The organism is Arthrobacter sp. 4R501, assembly GCF_002929755.1.
GTDB lineage: Bacteria > Actinomycetota > Actinomycetes > Actinomycetales > Micrococcaceae > Arthrobacter.
The window spans coordinates 37407-55687 of the sequence record NZ_PJIW01000019.1 but is presented as its reverse complement, the minus strand read 5'-3'; the positions used below and the strand labels follow the sequence as shown (position 1 = coordinate 55687).

Below are 18281 nucleotides of genomic sequence, written 5' to 3'. Positions count from 1 at the left end.
ACGGCGTGTCCGCGCCATAGTGCCCCGTTTCTGCGGGCGCGGGCCAACAGGCTGACCGGAACCGGCCCAGCCGCGGCAACGCCTCCGGGCAACAAGTTCGGTAAGTTAGGGACTGTGAAGATTGCTACCTGGAATGTGAACTCCCTCCGTGCCCGCGCCGACCGTGTGGAGGCTTGGCTGCAGCGCAGCGATTGCGACGTCCTGGCCATCCAGGAGACCAAATGCAAGGACGAAAACTTCCCCTGGGAACTTTTCGAGCGCATGGGCTACGAGGTGGCCCACTTCGGTGTGAACCAGTGGAACGGCGTGGCCATCGCGTCCCGGGTAGGCCTGGAAGACGTTGAGCGCACCTTCCTGGACCAGCCTCCGTTCGGGAAAGAAGGCAAGGACCCCGTCCAGGAAGCCCGCGCCATGGCGGCCACGTGCGGCAGCGTCCGGGTCTGGAGCCTCTACGTGCCCAACGGCCGCTCCCTGGACGACGAACACATGCCGTACAAGATCAAGTGGCTTGAATCCCTGAAGACCCACGCCCAGGGCCTGGTGACCGCCGACCCGACAGCTCAGGTAGCCCTCATGGGCGACTGGAACATTGCGCCGTTCGACGACGACGTCTGGGACATCGACCTTTTCGTCAATAACAAGTACACCCATGTCAGCCCGCCGGAACGCGCTGCGTTCCACGCGTTTGAAGAGGCCGGATTCAAGGACGTGGCACGCGAGTACACCCCCGGTCCCGGCGTGTACACGTACTGGGATTACACCCAGCTGCGCTTCCCCAAAAAGGAGGGGATGCGCATTGACTTTGTCCTTGGCTCCCCCGCGTTGGCGGCCCGCGTCACGGGCGCGTCGATCGACCGCGAGGAACGCAAGGGCAAGGGCGCCTCGGACCACGCCCCCGTTCTGGTGGAACTGGCGGACTGATGGCTGCGGCCGGGGCCCAGGAAGGGAGACTGTAATGACGGGAAACCTCTACCGGGGCCAGGCCGGGCTGCCGTTCTCCTCCACCCTGCGCGTCTACGAACCGCTGGAAGCCTTCCCGGAAGGACAGCGGGAGGCCATCCGCTCCGCCGGTGCCCGCACAGCCTCCCGGGCCGCCGTCGAAAACGCCGAACTGCTCGCCTCGCTGGGCCGGATCACCCGCTCCGGCGGGGACCCCTTCCCCACCGGGCGGACGGACCTGGTCCGCGTCACCAGCATTCCCGGAGTACCGCCCGGGCGGACCCCGCAGCCAGGAACGTCCGACGCCGGTGCTGCCGCCGGCCCGGGTACCGAGGCTGGCTTGGGTACCGAGGCTGGATTGGGTACCGAGACTGGATTGGGTACCGGGAAAGGCGCCGGTTCCGGCCTTGGGCCTGACGCTGGGGGCGACGCTGGGCGGGACACTGGGTCCGGGCGCGTCCTGCTGTACTGCCCCAGCCAGCTGGTCCTGCGCGCCGGCCTCGCCGCCAATGCCCTCATGGAAGGCATCCACGGCCCGCTGGCCGAAATGCTGATTCCGGAAGAGCAGCGAGACAAGCACCAGGAACGCATTGACCAGGTCAAAGCCCGTGACGGCGCCATCCGTGTGCATACCCGCGCCTCCACGTGGGGCATCCCCTTCAGCTGGTTCTCGCTGTTTATGGAAGGCGACCATAAGGACGTGGTGGAATCGGGCGGGCGCATCCTCACCGTCAGGGTGTGGGCTCCCATCACCGAAGCCATAGAGCGGGCACGGTACGCCGTGGCCCACCTGGCGCTGGCGGCCCCGGACCTGGACATGCTGGACGACCTCGCGCAGCTGACCGAATGGCTGGAGCTGTTCCACGTCAATTCCATGGTGGAACTCGACTACGGCGCCGTGGCGGACAAGGTGTACCCGGACGAGTCGCCCATGGACATCCGGCTGGGCATCGAATGCCTGGCAGAGGGCGACATGACGGGCGCCGCGGCGGCCTACCGCAGGCTGGCTTCCCGCTGGATTCCCATCCGGCAGCTCGCCCGCGCGTCCTGACCGCTGTTTCCTAAACACGGCTTCTTCCTAGACACGGCTTCGCGACTGCGGCTTCCTGAACCCGGCGTCCTGGCCGCGGCATCCTGGCCGCATGCCACGCCGCGCCTCCTCAGGAAGGAGGCGGCGCCGTCGTACGCCTGATGATGAGCTGGTGGGGCGCGACGGCGGATCGGACCGCCCCGACCGTGCCGTCCAGTTCGTCGAGGAGCATCTTGGTAGCCAGCTCGGCCTGTTCGTCGGGCCGTTGTCCCACGGTGGTCAGGCCCATTGCGTCGGCGAAATCGTGGTCATCGATCCCCACCACCGAGAGGTCCTCAGGGACCCGTACGCCTACGCGTGCTGCTTCGAAGATGACGCCCATGGCCATTTCGTCTGAGGCGCAAAAGATGGCGGTCGGCTTCGGGCCTGACCGGGCCCAGAGGCGCCGGAATGCCTCTTGGCCGCTGCGGACCGTGAAGTCGCCCCATTCGTCCCACTCGGGGCGGGTGGGCAGCCCCGCTCCTGCCATAACGTCCTTGAAAGCCAGGATCCGCACGCGGGGAACGTCGAAGTTAAGGTCCGTTTCGTCGTCGCCGTGAAGGAGGGCAATGTCCCGGTGGCCGAGGTCGATCAGGTGCCGTACGGCGGTGGACGCTGCGGCGTAGTCGTCGATGCCGATGTACGCGCACTCTTCCACATGGCCGCCCACCACGATCAGCGGGATATCAATCTTTTGGAGATGGTCCAGTTCCTCGTGGTTGAGCGCCATGCAAAGGACAAGCAGGGCGTCAATCTGTTTGTAAACCATGGTCTTGCTGAACAGGCGTTCCCGGTTGCTGCCGTGACCGCCCAGGTTGAAGAGGGAAAGATTGTAGTGGCGGGCGTGAAGTTCGCGGTCCGCGCCCTCGATGGCCTTGGAGAAGAACCAGCGGCTCACGAACGGTGCCAGGACGCCGATGGTCTTGGTGCGGCCGGTGGCCAGTCCTGACGCCGACGACGACGCCACATAACCCAAGGCACCCGCCACCTCGAGGATCTTCTCCCTGGTGGCGGGCGAAACCCTGGGAAGCCCGCGTACGGCCCGGGAAACGGTGGCGGTGGAGACGCCTGCGGCTGCTGCCACGTCCTCAATGCTGACGCCGCTGTGGCCACCCCGTTGAGACCTCTCAGCCATGCGTGCCACCGTTTCCCCTCATGGGCTCAAACCCAATATCCGCTATGCAGTTGCCCCAAGCCATGCTAGGTTGCGGGCCGCCCGACGTCACAGTGTTACCTGCCTGCCTCCCCTTGAGTCCGATCAGCCCTTATGCGGATCAGCCCTGAGCCCGGTCAGCCCTTGAGGCCGCCCGCAAGCAGGCCCCGGACAAAGAAGCGCTGCAGGCCAAGGAACACCGCCAGCGGGACGATGATCGAGACGAACGCAGCGGCAGGGTTCAGGAAGTCCCTATTGCCGCGGGTACCGGAGATCTCAGCGAGCCGTTGGGTGATGGGCGCTACGTCTGCCGTTCCACCCGAGAACACCAATGCCACGAGCAAGTCATTCCAGACCCACAGGAACTGGAAGATGGCCAGGGATGCCAGAGCCGGCACGGACAACGGCAGGATGATCCGCCAGAAAATGGTGGTGTGTCCTGCCCCGTCCACCTTCGCGGCCTCGATAACTTCGCCCGGGATCTCCGAGATGAAGTTGTGCAGCAGGAAGATGCCCAACGGGAGTCCAAACATGGTGTGGGCGATCCACAGCTGCGCATAGGACCCGGGCGGGAGCTTCAGGATCTGGGTGAACAATGACAGCAGCGGGATGAGTGCCATCTGCAGGGGAATGATCTGCAACGCAAAAACGAAGATGAACGAAGCCTCGCGGCCCCTGAAGTTGCCCCAGGCGAAGATGTAGGCCGCCATGGAGGCGAGCACCAGGACAAAGACGGTCACCGGGATGACAATCGCCAGGGAGTTGACGAAGTACTGCGAAAGATTCGCAGACTGCGATCCGGCTGCTGCCGTGACGTCGACGTAGTGCTTGAAAGTAAAATCCCAGTCGGCAAAGAAGTTCCACCAGCCATCCGAGCGCGGGCCCACCTGCTTGGCCGCGGGACGGATGGAGGATACCAGGAGACCGAAGGTGGGCACGGTCCAGATCGTCGCAATGATCACGGCGGCCGCAGTGGCCCACCGTGACGTGAGCTTGGTCTTGACACGCCGCATGATCGGTGCGGAATCCTCCGGCGTCGCGGGACGGCCCCTGTCTTTGCGTGACTGGGTCCGGGAAGTGTTGGCTGCCTCATCCGGCGCTGGCATGACGGTCATCGGATTTCCCTTTGCTGACGAAGTACGCGGGCGTTGTAGACCACTATGGGCAGTACGAGAAGGAACAGGACTAGGGCCAACGCCGCACCCCTGCCCGGTTCGCCGGCGCGGAATGCCTGTGTGTACATCTCGTTGGCGATCACAGACGTGTCATAGTTGCCCGCCGTCATGGTGCGGACAATGTCGAAGACTTTCAGGGTGGCGATAGTGATGGTTGTCAGCACCACCACCAAAGCGCCGCGAATGCCGGGAACCGTCACATTGCGGAACTGCTGCCAGGGGTTGGCACCGTCCAGGCGCGCCGCCTCAACCAGTTCCACCGGCACGCCCTTGATGGCAGCAGAGAGGATCACCATGGCAAAGCCTGTTTGGATCCAAACCATCACGATGATGAGGAAGATGGTGTTTTCCGGGGCATCAAGGAGGAATTGCTTGGGGTCCATGCCCAGGGCAACCCGCACAGCGTTAACCACGCCAGTCTGTTCAATGCCGGGGCCGCGGTAGTCGTACACCAGCTTCCAGATGATGCCGGCGCCCACCATCGAGATGCCCACCGGCATAAAGACCAAAGCTTTGAGGGCGTTTTCGCCGCGCGCCTTGTCAATGAACACTGCATAAGCGAGACCGAAGACCGTGGACAGCAACGGCACCAGAACGGTCCAGATCACCGTGTTGCGGAGGGTGGCCAGCGCCTCGGGCTGCGTAAACATCCAGACGAAGTTGTCGACTCCGTTGGGTTGTCCGGCGGCATTCGTGAATGCCAGGAACGATGTCTGCACGGCTGGATAAACCAGGCCGACCAGCATCAGGATGGCCGCCGGCGCCAGAAAGCCAACGATCGTCAGTTTGTCTTTGACTGATTTGGGAGCCCTGTCCACAATCAGCATGATCAGCCCAATTAGCGCGGCAAAAACCGCTAAGGCGATAAAAACTTGAAGAAACTTTCCTCCAAGAAACTCCATTGCCCAACCTCCGTGGTGTGCGTGGAAAAGTTCGTTCGGGATCGACATCGCGCCCTTGGGACTAGTTGTCCCAAGGGCGCGATGCGAGGGAGGTCAGCTCTTGGGCCAGCTGCCTTCGACGCTGTCAGCAACCTGCTGGGCGGGAGTGCCGTTGATCCATGCAACGATGCCCTTCCAGAAGGAGTTGGAGCCTACGGCGCCGGGCATCAGGTCAGAGCCGTCGAAGCGGAAGACTGTGTCCGGGTCCTGGAGCAGGGCGATGGACTGCTTGTCGAGTTCCGTCTGGGCACTCGCCGGGTCCAGTCCCTTGTTGGCGCTGATAACGCCGCCCAGCTTGACGCGGTTGTTGGCGAACTCGGCGCTGGCCAAGTAAGCCAGGAAGGCCTGCGCCTCCGGGGTGTCCTTGTATGCGCCCACCATCTCGCCGCCGCCGGTGATTGCCTGGCCCTTGCTGGGGTCGATCGGAGGCGTCATGAAGGCCCAGACGTCGCCATCGGGAGCCACGGCTGTCCCTTCCGGCCAGTTGGCTGCCTGGAAGTTGGCCTGGTGGTGCATGGCGCACTGGCCATCGAGGACGGGCTGACCTGCCTGCGCGAAGCCGGTGGTCAGGATTGAACGAACGTCGCCGAATCCGCCGTTGACATAGTCGGAGTTCAGGAGGATCTCGCCGGTCTGGTTCAGCGCATCCACAATCTTGGGGTCGTTGAAGGGAATCCCGTGCGTGACCCACTGGTCGTAGACCTCGGGGCCCTGGGCACGAAGGACGACATCCTCGACCCAGTCGGTGCCCGGCCAGCCGGTCGCTTCGCCGGATTCGAAGCCGGCACACCATGGCTTCATGGCGCCGTCATCGGCGATCTTAGAAGACAGCGTCATCATTTCGTCCCAGGTCTTGGGAACTTCCCAGCCCTTGTCCTTGAACGTCTTCGGGGCGTACCAGACGTAACCCTTGACGTTCGCAAGCATCGGTGCCGCATAGAAGGTCCCGTCCACCGTGCCGTACTTCTTCCAGTCAGCGGACCAGTTCTTGTCCACAAGATCCGAGACTGCCTTCGGAGCCGGCTTCAGGCCGCCTGCCTTGGCCTGATCGGCCAGGAGGCCTGGCTGCGGGAAGATGGCGACGTCCGGGGCGTTTCCAGCCTTGGCCCGGACACCGATCTGGGTCTCGAATTCCTTGCTGCCCTCGTACTTGATGGTTGCGCCGGTGCATTCCTCAAACGTTGCCCAGGCGGTTTCCAGGTTGGTAGCTTCGATGTCCACGATGGTGGAGTAGACGGAGACGGTCTTGCCGTCGTGCTTGCCGTAACTCTCGTACGGAGAGCAGTCACTGCCGGTGGTGCCGCCACCGCCCCCGCCGGGACTACAGGCCGTCAGGGACAGTGCCAGAATTCCGGTGGCAGCAACCGGAAGCAGGTATTTGCGGTTTTTCATGCTGAGGACTCCTCGGTGAGTTACAGAACTTCAACAGGTGCGATTGAGGTCACGAGCGTTATTGACGTGGTGTGAATCACACACTAATCGAGTCCAAGCCAGAAATGCAAGCGCTTACACACGTCGTGTCCGAAAGGAGATCTAGGACGGAGAACTGCGGAAGGGGGGCACCTCAAGTTGTCCCCAGCGCAGAGATATGCCCCTCCAGGAAGGACTTCCTGAGGGGCATATCGGTACGACAATCGGTAACGCTCGCGGAACATGAAGCCCGCGGTTCTACTCTGGGCCTATTTGCCGCCCTTGAACAGACCGGCGATCTTCGCGCCAAAGCCCTTCACGTTCTCGGTTACGCTGCCGGCCAGTTCCTTCACGTTCTCAGTCACATTGCCGGCCAGTTCCTTGGCGTTTTCGGCCACGTCACCGTCGAAGAACTCCTTGACGTTTTCTGCAGCTTCGCCCGCGAACTCCTTCACGTTCTCTGCAGCCTCGCCCGCGAACTCCTTGGCCTTTTCTGCCCCGCCTTCGACGCCTTCGCTTGCCGCTCCGCTGCCAGTTACTTGCTCGCTCATGGTGTTCTCCTTGATTCCCCGGTTATTCCATCCGGACAGTGGTGGTGGCCCGTTGCTGGCGATGTTCGCCGGCATCGGCACGAACCGATGTCCCCCGGATCACACTAACGGACGCGCTCAGCGCGGCTGAACCGTGTCCTGGCCCCGGCACCAATGTGAATCAGGACGGGTGTCTGTTTTCCCACCACTTGGTCCAAGGCGTCCACCAAGGCAGAGACCTCGGCCGCAAGGAGATGCGGCGCCACACCTTGGCGCGGCTGGAGCCGGATTTTCAAGGCAGGGCTGCCCTGGACATCGTATGTTGCCACCGTGGCACCCGCCAGATCGGGTCGTTCAGCCAAGGCGTGCTTCAACGCCTGCTCCGCTACTCCACCGCTGATCCGGACATCCCCGGCTACTGTCCCGGGATCGTACTCGGCCACCAGCAGGTTGCTCCTGCCTTTGCCCTGCTGCGCGATCCAGGCAACCATCAGCCCGATCAGCACGAGCAGTGCCAGGGCCATCACAATCCAGAGCCAGCTTTCCGGCCGTCCCGGAAAGCGGGTGTCGTCGAAGGCCTGGTTGACGCTGCGCCAGGCCGATCCGGACCAGGCATGCCACCAGGTTGCCACAGGTGGAACGGTGGCCAGCAGGACGAGCAGGATGCCCACGGCGAGCAGCTTGAGTCCGAGGATGCCCAGCAGGATCCTGTTGAGGAGCGTGGGTGTGGCGGTCATGCCCCAATCACTCCTACGGTGGAAATGTTCACGCGGACGTCAGGTACCGGGACCAGTGACATCCCGCTGAGTTCGTCCTGGACTGCGGCCAGCACCGCCGCTTCCGCTACTGGAACCCCTGAGGTGGGGCGCACGTTGACGATAATCTGCCGCCGGGACACCACCACCATGACCTGCTCCGGGGTGACATTGGCAGCGAGCCGTGCGCTGCGTGCCAGGGCGGAGGCGATGACCTCGTCATCGACCACCACGGCGGACGAATTTCCGGTGCCGTTCAGCGTGGTGCCGTTCAGCGTGGTGCCGTTCAGCACGTGCCGGGCTCGTCTTCCCGGCAGGACTGCGTTGAGCAGGAAAAACAGCCCCACCATGGCTACTACGGCGCCGCTGGCACCGAGCAGCAACGGCGGGATCCCCGCCGGAAGTGCAACGATGCGCTCCGCCGCCAGCTGCGGTTCGATCAGCCAGGCCGGCTGACCAATGGCGTGAACGGCGGATTCGAGCAGACCGTAGCCTGCCAGCCCCATTACCAGGACCGCGGCCACTGTTGCCACCGCCGCCCGCGAGGAATGGGTCTCCCGGTAGACGACCCTGCGCATATCAGGTTGCCGCTGGGCTCGGGCGCGGTTTGGTTGCCTCGAATCCAGGTCCCCGTCCACTGATCCTCCCCTCACTGGACCCGGCCTCCCTCGATCGGCTTAACGCCGCTGATGCGGATATCCACCCTGCTCAGACTGGCGCCGCTGAGGGCCGTGACCGTCGAAAGAATCCTGGATTTGGCATCGACCGTCCGGTCCCAAATGGATCCGCCGAATGCGGCCACCCGGCCTGCGTCCCTGAGCACGGTGGCCAGGGGTGGGATCCTGATAGGCGACACCAGCGACAACGCCAGCAGGCCGTCGTCGTCCGTCCAGTCCGCCCGGACATCATGGGGATCCACACCGAGGGCTTCCGCGGCCGCTGTCCTGGCCAGGCTGGTCAGGGCCTGCGTGCTGATGCGGTTGTGTCCGCTCAGGACCCGGCCGGGGACGGAACGTGCCACTGACGTCATGACGAGGAGCGCCGGCCGATGATGGCATCCAGGACGCCGCGCAGGTCCAGTTTCCCTTCCGCTGCGCGGCCCAGGAGGGCGCCGACGGCCATAAAGAGGAGCGAGACCAGGAAGCCCCACAGCCCGAACTGGAAGGACATAAACGCTACGAAGGCGCCCATGGCGATCCCCACAACGGTCAGACTCACAGCAGTGCCTCCCTCTCGGCGACGGCGACGGCAGGGGCTCCGGCCTTCACCGGCGGCGCCACATAGACATCGGTTATTTCGACGTTCACTTCAATGACCTGCAGGCCGACGAGTTCCTCGACCGCGCGGTAAACGGCTGCCCTGACCTGATCGGCCAGGGAATGCAGGGGCGATCCGTAGGAGGCCACCAGGCTGATATCCACCGCCACTTGCGTCTCACCGACCTCGGCACGGACGCCTGCAGCGTGGTCCGAACTGCCGACGGCGTCCCGGATGGCTCCCAGCGCACGCGACGGAGCCGAGCCCAAAGAATAGACGCCGGGCACGGCACGGGCAGCGATGCCGGCAACTTTTGCCACGGCGGTCTCAGCGATCACGGTGCGGCCATGACCGGGCACGGGCGCCTGGCTGGCGGCGTGGTGGCTGGTAGCAGGCTGGCTGGTAGCATGCTGGCGCTCGACGCCCGCATCGGGTTGTGGGTTCTGGTATTCCATCAGACACTTCCCCTTCTGTTGTTCCCAACCCTATCCCCTGCGTGTGGGAACGTCCGGGAATCCGTGGCGAGTCAGGCCAGCTTCCGGCCGGTCAGCGTAAATCCGGTCTTTCCGCCTTCGCTGAACACCGACGTGTCAGTGTTGGACCAGTCGGGCAGGAAGAGATCTGTGACAACAGTGCCGCTTCCGGGGGCGAACACTTCCACCGAGGAGGTATCGAGCAGGATCCGCAGCTTCAGTTTTCCGTCCACCAGCGGGACGCTCACCTGGTGGTAGGGGCTGAACTTGTCCGAAAAGTTTGAGGTCCCTGCCGCGGACCGGTCAACCGTCAGCGTGCCTGACTGCGCCTGGTAACGGATCTTGAGCCCGCGCAGTTCGATTCCGGCCTCCGCAGCACCGTCCGGCGTCAGTTCAACATCCAGGAGTTGGGACCTGGAGGAGAAGTCCTCCCCCAGCGGCTTGCTTTCATTGGCAACTGTCAGTTGCCGCTCGGAGGCAGCTCCGCTGGACAAAACTCCAGCGGGGGCAGCGGCGATGGACGAGCGCAAGGCGGGCCTGCCGCCGTCGTCGTTACCGTTGCCGCTGCCACCGGAGAGCGTCAGCTCACGGGGAATTGCCATGGCGCCGCGCCACGGGGTGGTGGGCATCTTCTGGGCGTAGTCCCAGTTCCCCATCCAGCCGAAGAGGACGGGCTTGCCGCCGGGGGCTCCGGAAATGGTGGTGGCCGCGTAGAAATCCGCGCCGTAATCCACCCACTGGTGGTCCTCCAGCGGAGCGTCCGGACTTGCGGCGCCCTCGGCGCGGAACGTCACGCCGTCGAACTCTCCCGTGAAGTACTGCATACCTGAACCGCCGGCTATGCCGCCCGGGTTGATACTGAGGAGCATGACCCAGCGCCGCTCGTCCGTCCCTTCCACGGGAACCTCCAGGAGTTCAGGCATTTCCCACAGTCCGCCCTGTGCGCCGACCCCGGAGAAGTCGCTGAGGAAGTCCCAGTGCAGCAGGTCCTTGGATTTATAGATCTTCACCACGTGGTCGTCGGCCACGACGGTGGTCATGACCCAATATTGTCCCGGCTCGTACCAGGTGACCTTGGGATCGCGGAAGTTCTGCGAAGAGGGCTGCAGATCCACGACGGGATTGTCCTGGTACTTCTTCCAGGTGTGGCCGTGGTCGAGGCTGTACGCGACGGACTGGGCCTGGGAGCCTTTGGGCAGCGGGGCATTGTCCTTATAGGCACTCGTATATAGGGCCACCATGGCCGGCTGGTCCTTGCTGCCCAGCCCCGAGGTGTTGTCGGTGTCCACCACGATGGAGCCGGAGAAGATTTCCTCGGTCTCCGTGGCCTCCATGGCCACCGGCTCTTCCACCCAGTGCACCAGATCTGTGCTGGTGGAATGGCCCCAGGACATGTTGCCCCAGTCGTTGCCCTTCGGGTTGTACTGGTAGAACGCGTGGTAGGTGCCGTCTTCGTACACCAGGCCGTTGGGATCATTCATCCAGTTCTTGGACGGCGTCAGGTGCGCCTCAGGACGCCAGGGATCGCCGGCCGACGGCGTTGCGGCACCTTGGGAGGAACCCTCAGGAGGGTGGCTCCCGGCGTCGGGATTCACGTTCCGCGAATCAGGGGTGCAGCCGGCGGCTGTCACCGCCAGGAGCAGGGCGACGACGGCGGAAAGGGCCGGTCTGCTGGACCTGCGTCTGTCCAGGCTGCTCAGGTGCGGCCGGGAAGCGGTGAAGAAGAACATGGGGATCCTAAAATTTGAGGCGGGGACGCCCGTGGATGTCACGGACGTCCCCGTTTACTGACTTTGCCCCGATCAGGGGCTGGCTAGCGATGGTGCCGACTAGCGATGGTGCCGGTCACTTGTAGTGGCCGGCACCGCCGACGTTGAGGTTGGTGGGCAGGTAGCCGAACGGGCCAAGGCCGTTCTGGCCGAATGTGCGGTCAACCTGTGAAATTCCGTCGCGGAAGTTAATCTTCACGGTGGGTGACAGGGATCCGCCGCGGACACCGTTCACGTTGTCGATGAAGGACTGCACCAGGCCGCCCGGCTGCACATAGTGCGAATAGGCCTGGAACTGGCGGCCATTCTGGCTGGGGGTTGGCCGCTCCGGGGATTCGGAGGGCAGGTTCAGGTCCGTCGGTGAGGCCAGGGCCAGGCCGCTGTTGTTCATCGGCTGGTAGTCGGAGCGCACACCGTCGCCCACGAAGCCGTAGACGCCGTCGGGGCCGCGCATTCCAGCCGCGTAGGTGAACTGGTGGCTGATGGTGAACAGGTAGTACTTGTTCTTGCCACCTTCGTTCTGGATGAAGATCTGCGGGCGTTCCGTCTGGTCGTTCACGCAGTTGGCCGAAAGGATCGGCGGCAGGAAGGACCACTTGGTGAGGTCCTTGTTGTCCGCCACTGCCAGGCCAACATTGGCCGTCTGGTAGTAGGCCCCGATGCTGTTGACCTCGTTGAGGTTCTCGGCGTTGGGGTCTCCCGGCTGGTAGCCGAGGTCCTCGGCCTTGCACTCGTATTCTCCACGGGTGCCGCCGGTGTTGCCTTCGAAGACCATGTAGGTCTTGCCGGGGTGTGCCGGGTCCTCAAACGTGTACGGATCACGGAAGGCGAAGCCGGGGTTCTGGGCCTTGTTCTGGTACATCTCGCCGTCGGGCTCAAGGAGCTTGGTGTGCGTGAAGCCATCGAAGGTGACGCCGTTTTGGTCGGCGTGGATGTTGCCGAGCGCCTTGGCGATGGCAGCGTCAGGGGCGATGCCGCCGCCGCCGGCGTTCCGCTCGGCAACGTCGTAGAACGTGGTGGCCGTGTAGAACACGTTGACGTGGTTGCCCTGCATCAGGCGGGTAGAACCGGACCATTCGGTGTTGCCGATGGATGCGCCGTCAGCGAAGACGTGTCCGCCGTAGTTCCACTTGTCCGTGGCTGGGTCAGCGTTAGTCTTGCGGAAGAAATAGCCGATCCGGGCGTTCCAGTGCCGCTGGTCGAAGCCGTAGCCAGCGTCGCGGTCGGCGACGAGGGAGAAGATGACGTCCCAGCCCTTGTAGCTGATCTGGTTCGCGTTTTCGTCCGTGAGGGACCAGGTATCCCAAACCCAGACGTCGTCATTCATGGCGGGGAAGTCTTCGGGGATCTCCGGCATGGTGACGTCCGGGCTCATGGAGTTCACGCCGGGAGCCACTGTGGAGTCGCTTTGGGCCATGATCTGCTTAGCGTCCGCGCGGGTCCACTTCGAGGTGAAATCCGACGCCGGGTCATAGGCCTGCTGGCTGTGCGTGCTGGGCAGGGGGAAGCCCGGGGTGGGGGCCGGCATCTGCTGCGCGGCCGGCGGATCCGCCGGCTCGTTGGCCTGGGCTGAGGGAACGGCCAGGAAGACCGATGCCACTACAGCTGCAGCCAGCGCCGCGGCGGCCTGGCGCCACCGCGGCATCCGGACAGGTTGGGGGTGCTTGTGCATGTTTGCTCTTCTCGCGGAGTTGTAACTATTCGTGGAAGACGGGCTGGTGCCCTGTTCCCCGAAACTCCGGCAGCCCCGACGACACAAACAGGCGTCATCGACAACGCCGTTGTATCGAGGGGATACGGGGCTTGGGTAGGGCCCCGTGCGTGGCCAGGAACGATATCTCTTCCCTGGCCCGCCTCTACGGTAGGCAGCTGGCGGGGGCCTGCCAAACCGTGTTTCACGACCGAAATGCCACATGTCAGACATTTGATGCAAGCGCTTACATTTCTGATTGCGCGCGCGTGACACATCGGTTTGGCAGCGTCAAATGTTTCAATTCGAATCTCTTTTAGTGAGAAGATTCACCTGCCGTTTGCCTGCTTTTACTCATCCATTGCTCCGTAACGGCCGTTCTGAAGCCTCAAAAGAGCCGGGGGGCCGCGGGCCGGGTTCCCTGGCGGAACTTGTGAGGCGAGGGAACCTGTGGGGAGCAAGCGATGGGGTGCCGGGCGGCAGTGGGTGGCTAGGGGAACAGCGGGCGCGGCCCCCGAAAAACGTCGTCCATCCGCCAGGCGTCGAGCCGCCGCAGGCGCACGGTCCCGTCGGCGGACAGCCGCACGGCCGTCCCGCCAAGGGTGGGATAGACCCGGGCGGTCAGGGGCTTGCCGTTGGCGAATATCTCGACGGCGGAGCGGTCCACGAGGACCCGAAGGTGGAGTTTGCCGCCGGGAAGCTTTACCGGTCCTGACCGCTCCTCCGCATCCACAGAATGGTCCAGGCTGCTGCCCGAGCGGTCCAGCCGCAGCCAGGACTCCCCGGTGCTTCCGGCGGCGCGGCCCACCTCGATGACCGTCTCCTCGGCGGGGCTTTGGGTTCCGGCCGGAGTAGCGCCGGAAGCCAGGATCCCGAGCCGGAAGACGCTCCCGGGCTCCAGTTCAACGTCCAGTTCGAGGTCCAACTGGTTGCCGGACACGCCGGCAAGAACGCTGCTGCCGGCCAGTTCCCGCGGCCCGATCCTGACGTGGTCCCGGCGGAGCGACTCGACCTCCGGCACGGGCGCAAAGGCCAGTTCCCCGCCTGCATCCAGCGTCGACACGCGCGGCAGGCTCATCACTCCGGACCAGCCGGCCTCCACCATGGCCTCGTCCGTCCGGCCCTCCTGCAGCCACCCGAACATCACACGGCGGCCGGCGTCGTCGGAGAACGATTGGGGCGCGTAGAAATACCGTCCACCGTAGTCGAGGCGGCGCAGGGCGGCGGGCTCGAAGGAGTCTCCGGAATACCGGCCGGTCCAGTACAGCGGATGCCGGGTGTCGCCGTCGTCCCACGCGGAGAAGACCAGGACATCGTCAGCCTGTACGGCGCCGCCCAGTGGCTCCGCAGCATCCCCCAGCACCCCGGAGCCGGCGCGGAACAGGTCCACGCACTCCCACATGGTGCCTTCCCAGTCCGTCGCCGCGGGATCGCCGGCGGATGCGTCGCCGATGAACAGCGGCCCGATGTAGTCCCAGGTCCGGAGGTCGGCCGACTCATAGAGGTACGCCGTGCCGCCGCGGCCCCGGATGCCCGAGCCCACCAGCTGGCGCCACCGGGAGCCCTCGCGCCACACGCAGTGGTCCCGGTAGGCGGTGACGTCCACTCCTGCCGGCGGGGCCGCGATCACCGGGTTTTCCGGGACCTTGGTCCAGGTGAGCAGGTCCGGCGAGCCGACGGCCACACACGGAAGTTCGTGTTCGCCGTTCCGGCCTGAATACACCAGGGTGGGCGTGCCGCCGTCGTTCACCAGCACCCCGGACCAGCAGCCGTCGGCGTCCGGAGAGTCCGGCCCCTCCGTGGGTTCCAGCGCGACCGGCTGATCCGTCCAGGTGACCAGGTCCGTGCTGGTGGCGTGGCCCCACAGGATGCGGTGGTGGAAGGCGCCCTCCGGGTTGAACTGGTAGAAGAGGTGGTAGGTGCCGTTCCACTGGCTGACTCCGTTGGGATCGTTGAGCCAGCCCGCGGGCGAGACGAAGTGGAAGCGCGGCCGGTGCGGATCCGCCTCGGCGCGGATCACGAGTTCGTCCTGCGGCACCGTGGCCAGCGGGTGGGTCAAGCCGGTCATGCGGAAACCACTTTTTCCAGGGGGTCGGTGGCCAACGCGTGGCTGGATGCAGCAGCGGGCGGCCGGTACAGATGGCAGCGGACCCAGTGCCGATGGGCGGGATCGCCCACCTGGTGCCGCACGGGTTCGGCGGCGGAGCACCGCTGCTGCGGGTCGCCGTCGTAAGCGCACGACGTCGGTTCCATCACCGCCGCCCGCAGCTCGGCCCGCTCGGCGGGATCGTAGGATCCGGTGCGGGCGGGGTCCGGAACGGCCGATACCAACAGCCGTGTGTAGGGGTGGGCCGGATTCGCCAGGAGGTCCAGGGATTCACCCTCCTCCACGAGTTCGCCGGCGAACATCACGGCGATGCGGTCCGCGAGGTAGCGCGCCGAGGCGAGGTCGTGGGTGATGTAGAGCATGGAGATGCCCTTCCCGTCCCGGAGCCCGCGCAGCAGGTTGAGGATGCCGATCCGGACCGAGACATCCAGCATGGAGGTGGGCTCATCGGCCAGGATCACCTCGGGTTCCACGGCCAGGGCCCGGGCGATGGCCACGCGCTGGCGCTGGCCGCCGGAGAGCTCATGCGGGTAGGAATTGAGCATGTCCGGGGTGAGTCCCACGGTGGCCATCAATTCATCCAGCCGGGTCCGCAGCTGGTCCTGGGTCCCGGCTTTTCCATGCAGGGTGAGGGAACGCGTCAGGAAGTGTTCGATCCGGCGAACCGGGTTCAGGGAGCCGAAGGGGTCCTGGAACACCATCTGCACCTGTGCCCGGTATTCCTTGGATGCCTGGAACCGGTCCCGTTTCAGGACGTCGGTTCCGTCCAGCAGGATCTGGCCGGCGGTGGGCCGTTCCAGCCGCGCAATGCAGCGGGCGAGGGTGCTCTTGCCGGAGCCCGACTCGCCGACGAGGGCCACGATTTCACCCCGGCCGATGCTCAGGTCCACCCCGCCAAGGGCTCGCACTGCCGCACGGGAGAACAGGCCGCCGCTGTGGAAATCCTTGACCAGGCCCCGTACTTCAAGGGCGGGGGCTTCAAGGGCCGCTGTTTCGCTGTGCTTGCTCATGAGTGAGCTCCTTCCAGGGCAGGCTGGTTCTCGGCAATCTGATCCGGGGCAACCGGTGCCACGAAATGGCCCGGCGCCGCTTCCCGGAGGTCTGCGATGTTGGTGAACTTCACGCCGTCAGCCAGGCCGGTGAGCGGCACCCGCGGCCCAGTCAGGGGCGGGAACGCTCCCATCAGCGCCTGCGTGTACGGGTGGCGCGGGGCGGTATGGATGTCCCGGGACTTGGCCGTCTCCACGACCCGGCCGCCGTACATCACCGCCATCCGGTGCGAGAGTTCCACCATGAGGGACATGTCGTGCGTGATGAAGAGGACCGAGAAGCCCAGCTGGTGCTGCAGGTCCTTGATCTGGGCCATGATCTCCTGCTGCACCACCACGTCCAGGGCGGTGGTGGGCTCGTCGAGGATCAGCAGCGAGGGCTTCAGCGCCACAGCCATGGCAATGACGGCCCGCTGGCGCATGCCGCCGGACAGTTGGTGCGGGTATGACTTCAACCGGGCGGGGTCGATCCGGACCAGTTCCAGGAGCTCGGCGGCCCTCCGCAGGGACTCCTTGCGGGAGTAGCCGGCATGCGTGGTGAAGATGTCGACGATCTGGTCGCCGATGGTCATCACCGGGTTGAGTGAGTTCATGGCCGACTGGAAAACCATGGCCACGTCCTGCCAGCGGAAGCGTCGGAGCTCCTCCTTGCCCAGCGCCAGGACGTCCCTGCCGCCGAAGCGGATGCTGCCGCCGGCGATCTCCGCGGGGTCGCGCAGCAGCCGCATGATGGCGTTCGCGATGGTTGATTTGCCGCAGCCGGATTCGCCGGCCAGGCCGAAGATCTCGCCGGCGCCGATGCTGAAGGAGACGCGGTCGACGGCGGTGGTGGACCGGGTGTCGCCGCGGTACTTCACGGTGAGGTCCTTGATCTCCAGGACGGGCTGGTGCGAGCCGAGGGAAGTCTGGGAGACGGTCATGCCGCTGCTCGCTTTCCGGTGGGGACGGGCTTGGGTTGGTCGGCCTGGGTGGGCTGGGGTTTGTCGGACTTGGGCTTGCGGATTTTCCGCAGGCGGGGATTGGTGACCTCGTCCACGGCGTAATTGATCAGCGCCAGCGAGAACGCCACCAGCGCGATGCACACGCCGGACGGGACAAAGACCCACCAGCTGCCGGTCAGCAGCGCACCTTCGTTGCCGGCCCAGTAGAGGTTGTTGCCCCACGAGACCGTGCTGACATCCCCCAGGCCCAGGAACTCCAGGCCGGCCTGGGCGCCGATGCCGTAGATGATGCAGGCCAGCAGCGTGCCCATCACGATGGAGGCCATGTTGGGCAGGATCTCGCCGAACATGATCCGCAGCGGCCGTTCGCCGGTGACCACGGCGGCGGCCACAAAGTCCTTGGACCGGATGGACAGCGCCTGTGAGCGCAGCACCCGGGCGGAGCCGGCCCAGCCGGTGACCACCAGGACCAGGATGACGGTGCCAAGGCCGGGCGGCAGGAATGCGGCCAGGATCACCAGGAGCGGCAGGCCCGGCAGCAGCAGGAACACGTTGGTGGTGAGGGACAGGGCCTCGTCGATGAACTTGCCGAAGTACGCCGAGGCGAGGCCCACCAGGATGCCGATGAACGTGGAGGCGAACCCCACGGTCAGGCCCACAAACAGGGAACTGCGGGAACCGTGGATGGTCAGGGCCAGGACGTCCTGGCCCTTGGCCGTGGTGCCCAGCCAGTATTCGGCGTCGGGCTCCTGTGATGCCATGCCGGTGATCTTGGACGGGTTGTCCGGGAACAGCACCGGGGCCAGAAGCGCCAGCGCGATGAAAACGAACAGGATGGCCGCGCCGGTCATGGCCTTCTTGTTGGTCAGCAGCCCGTGCAGGAGGCTCCGGTTGGATTGCCGGACGGAAACCGCGGGCGGAAGCCCGGTACCGCCGTCGGGCGTTTTGCCGGTGAGCGGATCTGCGAGGGTCTCGCCGGGCAGGCTGGAAGCGGTGTTTGCGATGGAAGTGGTCATGATCAGT

18 protein-coding genes are annotated in these 18281 nt (G+C 65.0%); 2 read left to right on the top strand and 16 right to left on the bottom strand.

Annotated elements, in window-relative coordinates; all coding sequences use genetic code 11:
• The first annotated feature begins 114 nt into the window (after positions 1-114).
• On the top strand, positions 115-921 hold the full coding sequence (locus CXR02_RS17680) for an exodeoxyribonuclease III (RefSeq protein WP_104063175.1): 807 nt from the start codon (positions 115-117) through the stop codon (positions 919-921).
• 34 nt (positions 922-955) lie between these two features.
• Positions 956-1990, top strand: coding sequence for a hypothetical protein (locus CXR02_RS17675; protein WP_104063174.1), 1035 nt, complete (start codon positions 956-958; stop codon positions 1988-1990).
• Positions 1991-2099: 109 nt separating this feature from the next.
• Here the strand turns inward: CXR02_RS17675 and CXR02_RS17670 are convergent, their stop codons facing one another.
• The 16 genes from CXR02_RS17670 to CXR02_RS17595 form a co-directional block, all read right to left on the bottom strand.
• Entirely contained in the window at positions 2100-3152 is a 1053-nt protein-coding gene (locus CXR02_RS17670; RefSeq protein ID WP_104063173.1) for a LacI family DNA-binding transcriptional regulator, read from the bottom strand.
• Between the two features lie 146 nt (positions 3153-3298).
• Positions 3299-4276, bottom strand: coding sequence for a carbohydrate ABC transporter permease (locus CXR02_RS17665; RefSeq protein ID WP_104063172.1), 978 nt, complete (start codon positions 4274-4276; stop codon positions 3299-3301).
• Entirely contained in the window at positions 4273-5238 is a 966-nt protein-coding gene (locus CXR02_RS17660) for a carbohydrate ABC transporter permease (RefSeq protein ID WP_104063171.1), read from the bottom strand. The genes CXR02_RS17665 and CXR02_RS17660 overlap by 4 nt, the downstream gene beginning before the upstream one ends.
• 93 nt (positions 5239-5331) lie before the next feature.
• Positions 5332-6669 (bottom strand): ABC transporter substrate-binding protein, encoded by a 1338-nt coding sequence (locus CXR02_RS17655; RefSeq protein ID WP_104063170.1) that lies wholly within the window; start codon positions 6667-6669, stop codon positions 5332-5334.
• A 287-nt stretch (positions 6670-6956) separates the two neighbouring features.
• Positions 6957-7238, bottom strand: coding sequence for a hypothetical protein (locus CXR02_RS17650; protein WP_104063169.1), 282 nt, complete (start codon positions 7236-7238; stop codon positions 6957-6959).
• 104 nt (positions 7239-7342) lie between these two features.
• A complete protein-coding gene (locus CXR02_RS17645; protein ID WP_104063168.1) occupies positions 7343-7954 on the bottom strand; it encodes a hypothetical protein in 612 nt (203 codons plus the stop codon).
• Positions 7951-8550 carry a DUF6286 domain-containing protein gene (locus tag CXR02_RS17640; RefSeq protein WP_219816444.1) on the bottom strand — a complete coding sequence of 200 codons (600 nt, stop codon included), beginning with the start codon at positions 8548-8550 and terminating at the stop codon, positions 7951-7953. The genes CXR02_RS17645 and CXR02_RS17640 overlap by 4 nt, the downstream gene beginning before the upstream one ends.
• Positions 8551-8621: 71 nt before the next feature.
• Positions 8622-9002 carry a hypothetical protein gene (locus CXR02_RS17635; RefSeq protein ID WP_104063166.1) on the bottom strand — a complete coding sequence of 127 codons (381 nt, stop codon included), beginning with the start codon at positions 9000-9002 and terminating at the stop codon, positions 8622-8624.
• Positions 8999-9190, bottom strand: coding sequence for a hypothetical protein (locus CXR02_RS17630; protein WP_104063165.1), 192 nt, complete (start codon positions 9188-9190; stop codon positions 8999-9001). Before CXR02_RS17630 ends, CXR02_RS17635 begins: the two co-directional genes overlap by 4 nt.
• Positions 9187-9684, bottom strand: a complete 498-nt coding sequence (locus tag CXR02_RS17625) for an Asp23/Gls24 family envelope stress response protein (RefSeq protein ID WP_104063164.1) — start codon at positions 9682-9684, stop codon at positions 9187-9189. Before CXR02_RS17625 ends, CXR02_RS17630 begins: the two co-directional genes overlap by 4 nt.
• A 71-nt stretch (positions 9685-9755) precedes the next feature.
• Positions 9756-11432: a glycoside hydrolase family 32 protein gene (locus CXR02_RS17620; RefSeq protein ID WP_104063163.1), complete on the bottom strand. Its 1677-nt coding sequence runs from the start codon at positions 11430-11432 to the stop codon at positions 9756-9758.
• A gap of 115 nt (positions 11433-11547) precedes the next feature.
• Positions 11548-13143, bottom strand: coding sequence for a glycoside hydrolase family 68 protein (locus tag CXR02_RS17615; RefSeq protein WP_104063162.1), 1596 nt, complete (start codon positions 13141-13143; stop codon positions 11548-11550).
• A 508-nt stretch (positions 13144-13651) separates the two neighbouring features.
• On the bottom strand, positions 13652-15229 hold the full coding sequence (locus tag CXR02_RS17610) for a glycoside hydrolase family 32 protein (RefSeq protein WP_104063161.1): 1578 nt from the start codon (positions 15227-15229) through the stop codon (positions 13652-13654).
• The gene (locus tag CXR02_RS17605) at positions 15226-16278 is read right to left on the bottom strand and encodes an ABC transporter ATP-binding protein (protein ID WP_104063160.1); all 1053 of its coding nucleotides are present in this window, start codon (positions 16276-16278) and stop codon (positions 15226-15228) included. Before CXR02_RS17605 ends, CXR02_RS17610 begins: the two co-directional genes overlap by 4 nt.
• On the bottom strand, positions 16275-17237 hold the full coding sequence (locus CXR02_RS17600) for an ABC transporter ATP-binding protein (protein WP_104063159.1): 963 nt from the start codon (positions 17235-17237) through the stop codon (positions 16275-16277). The genes CXR02_RS17605 and CXR02_RS17600 overlap by 4 nt, the downstream gene beginning before the upstream one ends.
• Entirely contained in the window at positions 17234-18274 is a 1041-nt protein-coding gene (locus CXR02_RS17595; protein ID WP_104063158.1) for an ABC transporter permease, read from the bottom strand. Before CXR02_RS17595 ends, CXR02_RS17600 begins: the two co-directional genes overlap by 4 nt.
• Between the last annotated feature and the right edge of the window lie 7 nt (positions 18275-18281).